Origin of the sequence: Caballeronia sp. RCC_10, from assembly GCF_041360715.1 — a bacterium.
In the GTDB taxonomy this organism is placed as follows: Bacteria; Pseudomonadota; Gammaproteobacteria; order Burkholderiales; family Burkholderiaceae; genus Caballeronia; species Caballeronia grimmiae.
In genome coordinates, this window is the sequence record NZ_JBFUPT010000010.1 from 59,851 (window position 1) to 73,856 (window position 14,006).

The 14,006-nt window shown below is 61.8% G+C and carries 10 protein-coding genes; 5 read left to right on the forward strand and 5 right to left on the reverse strand.

The window, feature by feature from the left end; genetic code table 11:
* Positions 1 to 3: 3 nt before the first annotated feature.
* From narH to AB6804_RS18605, 5 genes are all read right to left on the reverse strand, one after another.
* Entirely contained in the window at positions 4 to 1,548 is a 1,545-nt protein-coding gene (gene narH / locus AB6804_RS18585; RefSeq protein ID WP_370887683.1) for a nitrate reductase subunit beta, read from the reverse strand.
* Positions 1,545 to 5,237: a nitrate reductase subunit alpha gene (locus tag AB6804_RS18590; RefSeq protein ID WP_370887684.1), complete on the reverse strand. Its 3,693-nt coding sequence runs from the start codon at positions 5,235 to 5,237 to the stop codon at positions 1,545 to 1,547. The genes narH and AB6804_RS18590 overlap by 4 nt, the downstream gene beginning before the upstream one ends.
* A gap of 179 nt (positions 5,238 to 5,416) precedes the next feature.
* Positions 5,417 to 6,802, reverse strand: a complete 1,386-nt coding sequence (locus AB6804_RS18595) for a NarK family nitrate/nitrite MFS transporter (protein ID WP_370887685.1) — start codon at positions 6,800 to 6,802, stop codon at positions 5,417 to 5,419.
* A gap of 55 nt (positions 6,803 to 6,857) precedes the next feature.
* Positions 6,858 to 8,123 (reverse strand): nitrate/nitrite transporter, encoded by a 1,266-nt coding sequence (locus AB6804_RS18600; RefSeq protein WP_370887686.1) that lies wholly within the window; start codon positions 8,121 to 8,123, stop codon positions 6,858 to 6,860.
* A gap of 125 nt (positions 8,124 to 8,248) precedes the next feature.
* A complete protein-coding gene (locus tag AB6804_RS18605) occupies positions 8,249 to 9,058 on the reverse strand; it encodes a hypothetical protein (protein ID WP_370887687.1) in 810 nt (269 codons plus the stop codon).
* Between the two features lie 354 nt (positions 9,059 to 9,412).
* Here AB6804_RS18605 and cyoA point away from each other — a divergent pair, with 354 nt between their 5' ends.
* The 5 genes from cyoA to AB6804_RS18630 all read left to right on the forward strand — a co-directional run bounded on the left by cyoA (position 9,413) and on the right by AB6804_RS18630 (position 13,956).
* Entirely contained in the window at positions 9,413 to 10,300 is an 888-nt protein-coding gene (cyoA, locus tag AB6804_RS18610; RefSeq protein ID WP_370887688.1) for a ubiquinol oxidase subunit II, read from the forward strand.
* A 3-nt stretch (positions 10,301 to 10,303) separates the two neighbouring features.
* Positions 10,304 to 12,313, forward strand: a complete 2,010-nt coding sequence (gene cyoB, locus AB6804_RS18615) for a cytochrome o ubiquinol oxidase subunit I (protein ID WP_370887689.1) — start codon at positions 10,304 to 10,306, stop codon at positions 12,311 to 12,313.
* Positions 12,314 to 12,919: a cytochrome o ubiquinol oxidase subunit III gene (gene cyoC / locus AB6804_RS18620; RefSeq protein ID WP_035968753.1), complete on the forward strand. Its 606-nt coding sequence runs from the start codon at positions 12,314 to 12,316 to the stop codon at positions 12,917 to 12,919.
* Entirely contained in the window at positions 12,919 to 13,251 is a 333-nt protein-coding gene (gene cyoD, locus AB6804_RS18625) for a cytochrome o ubiquinol oxidase subunit IV (protein WP_370887690.1), read from the forward strand. Before cyoC ends, cyoD begins: the two co-directional genes overlap by 1 nt.
* 177 nt (positions 13,252 to 13,428) lie before the next feature.
* Positions 13,429 to 13,956 carry a 2,4'-dihydroxyacetophenone dioxygenase family protein gene (locus AB6804_RS18630; RefSeq protein ID WP_035968793.1) on the forward strand — a complete coding sequence of 176 codons (528 nt, stop codon included), beginning with the start codon at positions 13,429 to 13,431 and terminating at the stop codon, positions 13,954 to 13,956.
* The last annotated feature ends 50 nt before the right edge of the window (positions 13,957 to 14,006 follow it).

Genomic DNA, 14,006 nt, shown 5'->3' on the forward strand with positions numbered 1-14,006 from the left:
TCTTCAGACGGCTTTCTTGCGCGACTTCGGCAAGTGCGCGTAAGCGAACTCGCCCCGCACCTGCGTGCCGAACAGCGATCCATTCGATACACCCGACGAGCAGCCGTTGCCGAACGAGAATCCGCAACTGCCCTTCTCGTCGAAGCTGTCCTCGGCCATTTCCTTGTGCGACGACGGCACCACGAAGCGGTCCTCGTAATTGGCAATCGCCATCAGTTGATACATGTCTTCGACTTGCGACGCGGTGAGGCCCGCGTCGCGCAGAATCGCATCGTCGGCCACGCCATGCACCGTTTCCGCACGCTTGTAGGCGCGCATCGTCAGCATGCGGCTCAGCGCATCGACAATCGGCGCTTCGTCGCCCGCCGTCAAGAGATTGGCGAGATAGCGCATCGGAATGCGCAGGCTCTGAACATCAGGGATCATGCCGTTCATGCCCAGATGGCCGACGTCTGCGGCGGATTGAATCGGCGAGAGCGGCGGCACGTACCAGACCATCGGCAGCGTGCGGTATTCCGGATGCAGCGGAAACGCGATCTTCCACTCCACCGCCATGCGATACACCGGCGAGCGCACCGCGGCATCGAGCCAGCTTTGCGATATGCCCTGACGTAGCGCTTCCGCTTGCACGTGCGGATCGTTCGGATCGAGGAACACGTCCAGTTGCGACTGATACAGGCCCGTCGTCCGCTCGACCGATGCCGCGTGCCCGATGCGATCCGCGTCATACAGCATCACGCCGAGGTAGCGGATGCGCCCGACGCACGTCTCGGAACAGACGGTCGGCTGGCCCGCTTCGATGCGCGGGAAGCAGAACACGCATTTCTCCGCCTTGCCCGACTTCCAGTTGAAGTACATCTTCTTGTACGGGCAACCGGAGACGCACATGCGCCAGCCACGGCACTTGTCCTGATCGACGAGCACGATGCCGTCGTCCTCGCGCTTGTAGACCGAGCCGGACGGGCACGACGCCACGCACGCCGGATTCAGACAATGCTCACACAGGCGCGGCAGATACATCATGAAGGTGTTCTCGAAGCTCGAGTACATCTCCTTCTGCACGTTGTCGAAGAGCTTGTCGCGGCTGCGCGAAGCGAACTCGCCGCCGAGGTCGTCTTCCCAGTTCGGCCCCCAGTGGATCTTGTCCATCTTCTTGCCGGTAATGGCCGATACCGGGCGCGCCGTCGGCGGCGTCTGGGACAGCGGGGCTTTCTGCAAGTGCTCGTAGTCGTAGGTGAACGGCTCGTAATAGTCGTCGATGGCGGGCAGGTTCGGATTCGCGAATAGGTTGGCCAGCACCTTCAGCTTGCCGCCCTGGCGCGGCTCGAGGCGCCCGTCGCTTTTGCGCGCCCAGCCGCCGTTCCACTTCTCCTGGTTTTCCCATTCCTTCGGGTAGCCGATGCCTGGCTTCGTCTCGACGTTGTTGAACCACGCGTATTCGACGCCATCGCGCGACGTCCACACGTTCTTGCACGTCACGGAGCACGTATGACAGCCGATGCACTTGTCCAGATTCAGGACCATCGCCACCTGGGCGCGGATCTTCATGATGCTGCTCCTTCCTTGAGCGGGCCTTCGAGCCAGTCCACTTTCTTCATCTTGCGCACGATCACGTATTCATCGCGGTTGCTGCCCACGGTGCCGTAATAGTTGAAGCCATACGCCTGCTGCGCGTATCCGCCGATCATGTGCGTCGGCTTCAGCACCGTGCGCGTCACCGAGTTATGGATGCCGCCGCGCATGCCGCTCGTTTCCGCGCCCGGCACGTTGATGATCTTTTCCTGAGCGTGATACATGAGGCACATGCCGCGCGGCACGCGCTGGCTCACCACGACGCGCGCCGTCAGCGTGCCATTCGTGTTGAACACTTCGACCCAGTCGTTATCGGCGAGTCCGGCTTCTTTCGCTTCCGCCTCCGATACCCACACGTGCGGCCCGCCGCGCGACAGCGTGAGCATGCGCAGGTTGTCCGTATAGGTCGAATGAATACCCCATTTCTGGTGCGGCGTGATCCAGTTGAGCGCGAGCTCGTGCTCGCCGTTGGACTTCGCACCGAGCATCGGCGCGATGGTCTTCGTATCGATCGCGGGCTTGTAGACGCACGAACCTTCGCCGAAATCCAGCATCCAGCGATGATCCTGATAGAACTGCTGCCGGCCCGTCAGCGTGCGCCAGGGAATCAGCTCGTGAACGTTGGTATAGCCCGCGTTGTAGCTGACTTCCTCCGATTCGAGGCCCGACCACGTCGGCGCGGAGATAATTTTGCGCGGCTGCGCCTGCACGTCGCGAAAACGGATCTTGTCGTGCTCCCGACCCGCTGCCAGATGCGCATGATCGCGGCCCGTGATCTTCGAGAGCGCTTCCCACGCCTTCACCGCAACGTGGCCGTTGGTTTCGGGCGCGAAGGTCAAGATCATCTCGGCGGCATCGACGGCTGTTTCCAGACGCGGGCGGCCCTGCTTCTCACCGGACAGCGCCGCGAGTTCGCGCACTTCATGCGCGGTGTTCCAGTTAATGCCCTTGCCGCCGTTGCCGAGCTTCTCCAGCAACGGTCCCACCGATGTGAACTTGTCGTAAATCGCGGTGTAATCGCGCTCGACGAGCGTCATCGACGGCGCCGTCTTGCCGGGGATCAGGTCGCATTCGCCCGCGCGCCAGTCCTTCGGCTCGAACGCCTGACCGAGTTCGCCGGGCGTATCGTGCATCAGCGGCGTGGTCACGATGTCGGTGCGCGTGCCGAGATGCTTGCCGCCGATTTCCGCGAACTTCTTCGCGATGCCCTTGTAGATTTCCCAGTCGGTCCTGCTTTCCCACAACGGCTGCACCGCTTCGGACAGCGGATGAATGAATGGATGCATGTCCGACGTGTTGAGGTCGTCCTTCTCGTAGAACGTCGAGCTGGGCAGCACGATATCGCCATAGAGACACGTCGTGCTCATGCGGAAATCGAGCACGGTCAGCAGATCGAGCTTGCCTTCGGCGGCTGCGCGCAGCTTCACTTCGCTGGGCTTGATCGCGGTCGATTCATCATCGAAAAGCGCGTTCTGCGTGCCGAGCAGATACTTCAGGAAGTATTCGTGGCCCTTGCCCGAACTGCCGAGAATGTTCGAGCGCCACACGAACATGTTGCGCGGGAAATTCGCGGGATTGTCGGGATCGTCGCATGCGAAGTTCAGCGCGCCGGACTTCAGTTGCTCGACCGTGTATTCGACCGGATCGCGGCCTGCGCGCTTCGCGGCATCGACGATATCGAGCGGATTCGCGCCCAGTTGCGGCGCGGAGGGCAGCCAGCCCATGCGCTCGGACTTCGCGTTGAGGTCGATCATCGAGAGATTCGCGTATCGCGACCGATCCGCGCCCGGACCGAGAATCTCGCCGACGCTCACCTTCTCGTGCCGCCACTGGCTCGTGTGGTTATATAAGAACGATGTGCCGTTCATCTGACGCGGCGGACGCGACCAGTCGAGCGCGAACGCGAGCGGCGCCCAGCCGAACTGCGGACGCAGCTTTTCCTGGCCGACGTAGTGCGCCCAGCCGCCGCCGCTCTTGCCGACGCAGCCGCACATCATCAACAGGTTGATGATGCCGCGATAAATCATGTCGTTGTGATACCAGTGATTCAGCGCCGCGCCGACGATCACCATGCTCTTGCCCTGCGTGCGATCCGCATTGTCGGCGAACTCGCGCGCCACCTGAATCACGAGATGGCGCGGCACCGTGGTGTGCTTTTCCTGCCATGCGGGCGTATAGGGAACGTCGTCATCGAACGATGCCGCGACGTTCGGGCCGCCGAGGCCCTGATCGACGCCGTAGTTCGCGAGTTGCAGGTCGTAGACGGTCGCGATCAGCGCCGGCGACCCGTCCGCGAGCGTGATGCGCTTCACCGGCACGCGCCGCGCGAGCAAGGCTTCGTGTTCGCCGCAGAAGTACGGGAAGCTCACATCGACGACGTCATCGTGTGCCCCGATCATCGACAGGCGCGGATCGATTTCGCGGCCCGAGCCGGCATCGTTCTGTTCGAGATTCCAGCGGCCCGCCTTCGCCTGCTCGCCCCAGCGGAAGCCGATCGTGCCATTGGGCGCGACGATATCGCCGGTCTTCTCATCGATGACGAGCGTCTTCCACTGCGGGTTGTTCGCTTCGTCGAGGTTGCCTTGCAATTGCGAGGCGCGCAGGAATTGATCGGGCACGAGCGTGCCTTCGTGCTCGCGCAGCACGACGAGCATCGGCATGTCGGTGTACTGCTTGACGTACGCGCGGAAGTAAGCGGACTTGCCGCTCGCGTGAAATTCCTTCAGCACGACATGGCCCATCGCCATCGCGAGCGCGGCATCGGTGCCTTGCTTCGGCGCGAGCCAGACGTCGCCGAACTTCACCATCTCGCCGTAATCCGACGACACCGCCACCGTCTTCGTGCCCTTGTAGCGCACCTCGGTGTAGAAGTGCGCATCGGGCGTGCGCGTCTGCGGAACGTTCGAACCCCAGACCATCAGATAGGTCGAGTTGTACCAGTCCGCCGATTCGGGCACGTCCGTTTGTTCGCCCCAGATTTGCGGCGAAGCCGGCGGCAGGTCGCAATACCAGTCATAGAACGACAGGCACGCGCCGCCGATCAGACTCAGATAGCGAGCGCCAGCTGCGTAGGAGACCATCGACATCGCGGGAATCGGCGAGAAACCGATCACGCGATCCGGCCCGTACTTCGCGATCGTATGCGCGTTCGCCGCCGCGATGATCTCGGTCGCCGTGTCCCAGTCCACGCGCACGAAGCCGCCGATGCCGCGCACGCTCTTGTAACGCTTCGCCTTCACCGGATCTTCGCAGATGGATGCCCATGCCTCGACGGGATCGAGCGTCTTACGCGCCTCGCGCCACATTTCGACGAGCCTGCCGCGAATCAGCGGATATTTCACGCGCTGCGCGGAGTACACATACCAGCTATACGACGCGCCACGCGGGCAGCCGCGCGGCTCGTGATTCGGCAAGTCGGGGCGCGTACGCGGATAGTCCGTCTGCTGCGTCTCCCAGGTGATCAGGCCGTTCTTGACATAGACCTTCCACGAGCACGATCCGGTGCAATTGACGCCGTGCGTCGACCGCACGATTTTGTCGTGCTGCCAGCGGCTGCGATAGCCGTTTTCCCACTTGCGGTCCTCGTCGACGACCGCGCCGTGTCCATCGGCAAACGTGGACTTGACGCGCGACATGAACTTCAGCCGGTCAAGAAAGTGACTCATCCGATTCTCCGGGCTTTGCGGCCACGCGCGGCTCTGCATGAAGCGCGCGGCGATTGAATGTGTGGTCCGGGTGTAGGGGCGCTGCGCTCGCGCGCCCATTCACCGAAAGGAGCAGTTGATGTTCGTCAGGAGGCGTAGTCGTCGTGCCGATCGGCTACGCCTTTGGTAGTAGTCCGCGATCAGCAGGGCATCGGCGCGTTGCGGCGCGCGTACCACCACCACGTCACCACCGCGCAGACCGCATAGAACGCGATGAAGCAATAGAGCGCCATGTCGGGCGATCCGGTCGCGCTGATCGACGTGCCGAAGCTGCGCGGAATGAAGAAGCCGCCGTAAGCGCCGATCGCACCCGCGAAGCCGAGCACCGCCGCCGATTCCTTGCCGGCCTCGTGAAGCGCCTGCTTCCTCGCGGCGTCCGTACCGCGCGCCGATTCGCGCTGCTTCTGCGTGAGGAAGATTACCGGGATCATGCGGAACGTCGATCCGTTACCGATGCCCGTCAGCGCGAACAGCACGATGAACATCGCGAGGAAGCCGGCGAAGCTGCCGCCCGCGCCGCCGTGCGGCAACGAGAAGATGACGCCGATGACCGCCGCGATCATCGCGATGAAGGTGTACAAGGTCACGCGCGCGCCGCCGATGCGGTCGGAAATCCAGCCACCCAGCGGCCGCGTGAGTGCGCCGGCGAGCGGTCCGAGGAACGCATAGGCGGTCGGGTTCACGGACGGAAACTCCGCTTTCGTCAGCAACGCGAGTCCGGCGGAGAAGCCGATGAACGATCCGAACGTGCCGATATACAGCAGGCACATCAGCCAGTTGTGCTTGCGCTTGAAGATGACGGCTTGCTCGGCGAAGGATGCCTTTGCATCGGCGATATCGTTCATGCCGAACCACGCGGCGAGCGCCGACACGACGATGAACGGCACCCAGATGAAGCCCGCGTTCTGCAGCGAGATGCTGCGCTCGACGCCGTTGGCCGCGTAGCTATGCCCTTTACCGCCGAGCGCGCCGAAGACAGACGCTGCGATCACGAGCGGCGCGACGAACTGCACAACCGACACGCCCAAATTGCCGATGCCCGCGTTCATGCCGGTGGCGAAGCCCTTCTTCGCCTTCGGGAAGAAGAAGCTGATATTCGCCATCGACGAACTGAAGTTCGCGCCGCCCAGGCCGCATAGCAAGGCGAGCGCGAGCAGCGTCGGATAGCCGGTCGACGGATCGCGCAGCGCGAAGCCCATGCCGAGCGCGGGAATCAGGAGGCTCGCGGTTGAAAAGGCGGTGAAGCGCCGGCCGCCGAAGATCGGCACGAGAAACGAATAGAAGATGCGCAGCGTCGCGCCCGACAGCGCGGGCAACGCAGTCAGCCAGAACAACTGGTCCTTGGAAAAGTGGAAGCCGCCCTTGTCGAGATTGACGGCGACGACGCTCCACAGCGACCACACCGCGAAGGCCAGCATCAGCGCCGGAATGGAGATCCAAAGATTGCGGCGTGCGATGGTTTCGCCGGTCTCTTGCCAGAAGCCCGCGTTGTCGGGCTCCCATTGAGTGAGTAGATAGCGTGACATGAGATGTGCTCGATGATGACGGCGCGGCTTCGGTCAAGCCGCGCCCTCGGTTGCGTCAGGCAACGCGCCCGATGCGGTCTGACTTAAAGGTGAAATGCATGCAGATGAGACTGACTGCAGTTGCGCCGAACATCAGCATGAAACAGGTGGTGCGTATGCCGGTGATATCCATCAGGATGCCGAATAGAATCGGCAAGAGGAAGCCGGCAAGCCCGCCCGCGAGTCCGACGACACCAGAAACCGCGCCGATGTTCGACGAGAAATCGTCGGAGATGAACTTGAACACCGACGCCTTGCCGACGGCCATCGCCACGCCCACGACGAACATGAGCACGGTGTAGGCAGCCGGTCCCATCGCGATGTGGAAGGTGCGCGGGCCGCCGCTCGTGTGGATGGTGAAATCGGTGACCGGATAGCTCAGGACGAAGAAGCAGGCCAGCGTGACCCACATCACGAGCCATGTCGTGCGATGTGCGCCGAACCGGTCGGACATCCAGCCGCCCAGCGCGCGCAGCACGCCGCCGGGTAGCGAGAAGCACGCGGCCAGGAACGCCGCCTGTTCGATACGGAAGCCATACTGGTTCACGTAGTACTGCGGCATCCACAGCGACAGGCCGACATAGCCGCCGAACACGACGGAGTAGAACTGCGCGTAACGCAGCACGCGCCGGTCCTTGAGCACGGTCATTTGCGCGGCGAAGCTCTGCGCGTTCGCGCCGCGATGCGCCCGGTTCGACGCCGACAGCAGCCAGAACAGGATCGCGGTGACGGCCATCGCGATGGAATAGACCTTCGGCACGATGGTCCATGTGCCGGCGGCGAGCATCATCACCGGGGCGACGAACTTGTTCAGCGCGGCGCCGGAGTTGCCCGCGCCAAAGATGCCCATCGCAAGGCCCTGCCGCGACTTCGGGAACCAGCGCGCGACATAGGGCGTCCCCACGGAAAACGACGCGCCCGCTACGCCGACGAAGAGGCCGAGCACGAGGAACTGCCACAGTTCCGTGGCATAGGTAATGAGCCAGATCGGCACGATGGTGACGGCCATCGTGCAGAAAAACACGACGCGCCCGCCGAAGCGATCGGTCCAGATGCCGAGCGGCACGCGGGCAAGCGAGCCGGTAAGCACGGGCGTCGCGGCGATGAGGCCGAATTCGGTGTCGGTGAGACGGAGTTGCTGCTTCAGCGGAATGCCGAGGATGGCGAACATCATCCAGACGGCGAAGCAGATGGTGAAGGCGAACGTGCTCGCAGAGAGCACGCGCCAGGCAGTGGTATCGGTCGCGGCCGACGACGCGGCAGGCGGGTTGACGACGCTCATCGTCCTATCCTCGTGATGAAAGACTTCATCGCGAGGATAGGGATTGCGTCAGGGAGACGATATACGCCGGGCGGAGGGGCGCGGCGGTTAGTCGCTAGTCAGGAAGGAGTAGATGGAGCGGGCGCTCAGCCCTGCAGCCGCATGCCCTGCGGCACGTTGTAGTGGCCGTTGCGGTATTCGAGCGTGAAATCCTTCTGCTTCGGTGCGCCGTCCTGATTCACGCATTCGTCCTTCACCATGCGCGTGACGCTGTGAACCGTCTTCTCCGTCACCTTCAGCGACGCATAGCCTTCCCGGTTCGCAGGACCCGTTGCGACGGTTCGCTTCGTCGAGTCAGAGAAGCCCTCGCATCGATCGTCCCATTCGCCGTTGGCCTGCTCTACCGCCAACTTGTCGAGGACCGGCCGCAACGTCTTGTTCTCCAGTACATACAGGAGTAGTGAGGTCTCGCCGCTCGGGGCGACGCGCGACCGACCCCGGTAGCTCACACGCACGCCAAACGCGCGGGGCCCGGGGGAGACGTCATAGCGTGCGGTATCGAGCGCAATGTCGGTGAACGTCATTTCTTGTTCAACGATCGCATCCCTCTGGTAGAAATGCGCGATGACCGCGCCTGACGCGCTGTCCGCTACGACCAGTTCGGCATCGTGCCCGCTGACGCTCTCGTCGCTCGCATCATGCGCCAGCGCCATCACTGCCAGCGTCAACTGTGGATGGGCAGGCCACGCCTTGCAGACGCTGTATTCGGCGGCGAGTTTGTTATCCGGATGCAGCGTTTTGATCCACCGGGACATCATGTCTTCACAACCCGCATGAGCCAGCATCGGCGCCATCAAACTGGCGGCCACAATCAGCATTTTCTTTTTCATGTCGTTCAGTATCGAGCCTTTGACCTCCAGATGACTCACCGAAAAAGAGCCAGCCGGGGTTCGCATTTTGAAGGCTCTTATCTATCCGATAAACCGCCGCAACATGATTTGACACCTATGCGATTCAACACGCCGCCAATGCAAAATTTTGATGCCCGGCAAAGAGTGTGTTTCGCACGTACTCCTCAAGCCTGCGCCATGCTGTCAGAATGATAAGTTCGCAACGCTCAGCATGTTTCGACATGACTTATCGAAGCGACAATAGCGCGCGACACAGCGTCGCAATCCCCGTTTCTGAGACCAAATTCCATACATTCGCAACATCGCGATAAATCTCGCGTGGCATGATCGCGTCGCGGCGCAACGCCGTGAAACGGCGTTCTCCAGAGGACGCTTCGATCCAAAAAACCAGCGAATGCAATGAATGAAAATACTCACCGTTTAGCAGCGCCATTGTTATCGGGTTTGTTGGGCAGTGTCTGTCTCTCGGGATGCAAACTCGAGGTGCTCGACTCGAAAGGTCCTATCGGCGTAGCGGAAAGCGCGCTGATCGGCACCGCGACGTTCACGATGCTCCTCGTCGTCGTTCCGGTGATTCTGCTCACCCTGATCTTCGCCTGGCGCTATCGCGCATCCAACCAGAACGCGACCTACGCTCCGAAATGGGCGCACTCCACGGCCATCGAGGTCGTTGTGTGGACGATCCCCGCGGTCATCATCCTTTATCTCGGCATCCTGACGTGGAGGACTTCTCACGAACTCGACCCGTACAAGGAAATCAAGGTCGAGAACGTCAAGCCGATCAACGTCGAAGTCGTCGCGCTCGACTGGAAGTGGCTCTTCATCTATCCGGATCTGGGCGTCGCGTCCGTCAATCAGGTCGCGTTTCCGGTCGGCACGCCGGTCAACTTCCGCATCACGTCGGACTCGGTGATGAACTCGTTCTTCATCCCGCAACTCGGCGGCCAGATCTACGCGATGGCGGGCATGCAGACGAAGCTGCATCTGCTGGCCGATCACGCCGGCGACTACGCGGGCATCTCGGCGAACTACAGCGGCGCAGGCTTCTCAGACATGAAGTTCCGCGCGCTCGCCATGTCGCAAGCCGAATTCGATGCGTGGGTCCAGAAGGTCAAGACCGCGCCCGAAGGCCTCGACATGAACGTCTATGCCGGCGTCTCGCGCCCGAGCCAGAAGGAAGCGGTGCGCTACTTCTCCACCGTCGATCCGAAGCTGTTCAACAACATCGTCGGCAAGTACAACAACGGGAATGTCGCCGTTGGTGCGAATTGTGTAACCAAGGGGTAAGCCATGTTTGGCAAATTAACGCTTGAGGCGATCCCGTATCACGAGCCGATCATCATGGGGGCGACTGTCCTCATGGCGATTCTCGCGCTCGGTACGGTCGCCGCTCTCACCAAGTTCGGAAAATGGGGCTGGCTCTGGCGCGAGTACCTGACGTCGACCGACCACAAGCGCATTGGCGTGATGTATCTGGTCGTCGCGGGGTTGATGCTCGTGCGCGGTTTCGCCGACGCCGTCATGATGCGTGTACAGCAAGCGCTCGCGATGGACGCGCCGGGCTATCTGCCGCCGCATCACTTCGACCAGATCTTCACGGCGCACGGCACCATCATGATCTTTTTCATGGCGATGGCCCTGCTCGTGGCGTTCTTCAACCTCGTGGTGCCGCTGCAAATCGGCGCGCGCGACGTTGCGTTCCCGTTCATCAACTCGCTCTCGTTCTGGATGACGGCCATGGCCGCTATCCTGATCAACCTGTCGCTCTTCATCGGCGAGTTCTCGGCGACCGGCTGGCTCGCGTACCCGCCGCTCTCCGAGACGCAGTTCAGCCCGGGCGTCGGCGTCGACTATTACATCTGGGCGTTGCAGTTGTCCGGTGTCGGCACGCTCCTGACCGGCGTGAACTTCTTCGTGACCATCGTGAAGATGCGCGCGCCCGGCATGACGTGGATGAAGCTGCCCGTCTTCACGTGGACGGCATTCTGCTCGAACGTGCTGATCATGGCGACGTTCCCGATCCTGACCGTCGCGCTCGCGCTGCTCGGCCTCGACCGCTACATGGGGATGCACTTCTTCACGAATGACGGCGGCGGCAACCCGATGGTCTATCTGAACCTGATCTGGGCCTGGGGTCACCCCGAGGTCTACATCCTGGTTCTGCCGGCATTCGGCATCTACTCGGAAGTCGTGTCGACGTTCTCGAAGAAACCGCTGTTCGGCTACAAGACGATGGTGTGGGCCACGTGCTGCATCATGGTGCTGTCGTTTCTCGTGTGGGCGCACCACTTCTTCACGATGGGTTCGGGCGCGAACGTCAATGCCTTCTTCGGCATCATGACGATGATCATCTCAATCCCGACGGGCGTGAAAATCTTCAACTGGCTGTTCACGATGTTCCGTGGCCGCGTGCAGATGACCACGCCGGTTCTCTGGACCATCGGCTTCATCATCACCTTTACGCTGGGCGGCATGACGGGCGTAATGCTCGCCATTCCGGGCGCGGACTTCGTGCTGCACAACAGCCTGTTCCTGATCGCGCACTTCCACAACGCGATCATCGGCGGCGTGGTGTTCGGTTACTTCGCGGGCGTGCAGTACTGGTGGCCGAAGGTGTTCGGCTTCAAGCTCGACGAAAAGCTCGGCCGCAACGCGTTCATCTGCTGGTTCGTGGGCTTCTTCGTCGCGTTCGTGCCGATCTACATCCTCGGCTTCATGCGTATGACGCGCCGTCTGCAGCACTATGACAACGCCGCATGGCAGCCGTACCTGGTCGTCGCTGCTTGCGGCGTGGGCATCATCGCGCTGGGCGTCGTGTTCCAGGTTGCGCAGATCGTGGTCAGCGTGATTCGCCGCAATCAGCCGGCTTATCGCGATGTCACCGGCGATCCGTGGGATGGCCGCACGCTCGAATGGTCGATCAGCTCGCCTCCGCCGGTCTACAACTTCGCACACGTTCCTGCCGTGCGCGAACTCGACGACTTCGCTCACGCGAAGGAAACGGGCCGCGTCGAAACGCGTCCGCTGCGCGACATCCATATGCCGTCCAACACGAGCGCGGGCTTCCTGATCGGCGTCTTCGCGCTGGTCTTCGGCTTCGCGGCGATCTGGCACATCTGGTGGCTGGCTATCGTCGGTCTGATCGGTGTTGCAGCGGTTGCCATCGGCTACAGCTTTGCGGAAAACGCGGGCTACATCATCCCCGCCGCTACCGTCAAGGCAACCGAAGAGCGGAACCGCCCGCCCAAGGCGCCGGCCAAGACGGGCGCGGGCCGCGAACTGGAACTGGAGGTTCTGTAAATGTCGCAATCGACACTTTCCGCGCATCACGCGCACGAGCACGAACACCAGCCGTCTCATTCGGTGTTCGGCTTCTGGTCGTATCTGATGACCGACTGCCTGTTGTTCGCTTCGCTCTTCGCGACTTTCGCGATGTTTGCGAATCAGTACGCAGGCGGCCCGACGGCGAAGGACCTGTTCAACCTGAAGGATGTCGCGATCGAAACCGGCTTGCTGCTCACGAGCAGCCTGACGTTCGGCTTCGCGATGATTTCCGCGGTTCGTCAGAAGAAGAGCGGCGTGCTGCTGTGGTTGTTCGTGACGGCATTGCTGGGCGCGGGCTTCCTGTGCCTGGAACTGCAAGAGTTCTCGCATCTGGTCGCTGAAGGCGCGGGTCCGCAACGCAGCGCGTTCTGGTCGGCGTTCTTCACGCTGGTCGGCACGCACGGCCTGCACGTCACGCTCGGTCTCGTCTGGCTGGTCGTGCTGGCGGTGCAGATCGTGAAGAAGCCGGCAATGGGCGAGCGCGAACTGCGCCGGCTTGCTTGCCTGAGCCTCTTCTGGCACTTCCTCGACATCGTCTGGATTTGCGTGTTCTCCTTCGTCTACCTTGGGAGCATCGTCTAATGGCACATTCGCATACAACGCATGGCGATATGCCGCACGTCACCGTCGGCGGTTATCTGATCGGCTTCGTACTGGCTGTCGTGCTCACGGTAGCCTCGTTCTGGCTCGTGACGGCAGGCAAGCTGTCGGGCGAGCAAGGGCTTGTGTGGCTGGCGGTGCTGGCGGCGGTACAGGTCGTCGTGCACGTGGTGTTCTTCCTGCACGTGAACACGTCGAAGGGGCAGCGCTGGAACGCGATGTCGTTCGTTTATACGATCACGATGTCGCTCGTGGTCATCGTCGGTACCGTGTGGGTCATGCATAACGTCCACATGCTGATGATGGCGCGCTAGGCGAGCGCAATTCGGCAGCCGGTTCATCGGCGCTAAAAGCGGGTCCGGAAATCGGACCCGCTTTTTTTATACTCGCGTTTTCCCTGACCGCTACAAATCTTGACAATGAGGCTGCCGGGCGACAAGATTTGTCCATAATCTGATTAATTCATCCACATTATGGACAGAGGAGCCGCGATGCCCGCGCCCAAACCCACGGCCGACGCAATGACGCCGTATCAGTATCCCAATCCCAAGGAAGCGCAGAAGGAGATCGTCGTCGGACACGCGATTCCTACCGACGAGCGCGAGTGGGTCCCGCAAGCCGAGAATGTCTGGTTTCGCCCGCTGTGCCTGAACGTCTCGACCGGTTACTGGATGAATCTGCTGCGCGTGCGCAAGTCCGGCGTGCTGTCGAGGCATCGTCATCCGCAAGCGGTGCATGGCATGGTGCTGAAGGGACGCTGGCGCTACCTCGAGCACGACTGGGTCGCGACGGAAGGCAGCTACGTCTTCGAGCCGCCCGGCGAAACGCATACGCTTTACGTGCCGGAAGACGTCGAAGAAATGATCACGTACTTCCAGGTGAACGGCGTGATGTTCTATTGCGATCCGCACGGCAACTACACCGGTTACGAAGACGTGTTCACCAAGGTCGACATGTGCCGCAAGCACTACGAGTCCGTCGGGCTGGGCGCGGATTTCGTCGATCAGTTCATCCGCTAACCATTCGCCTAATCGCCACAGCCAACCGAAGCGCCATCGAAGCGCATTCG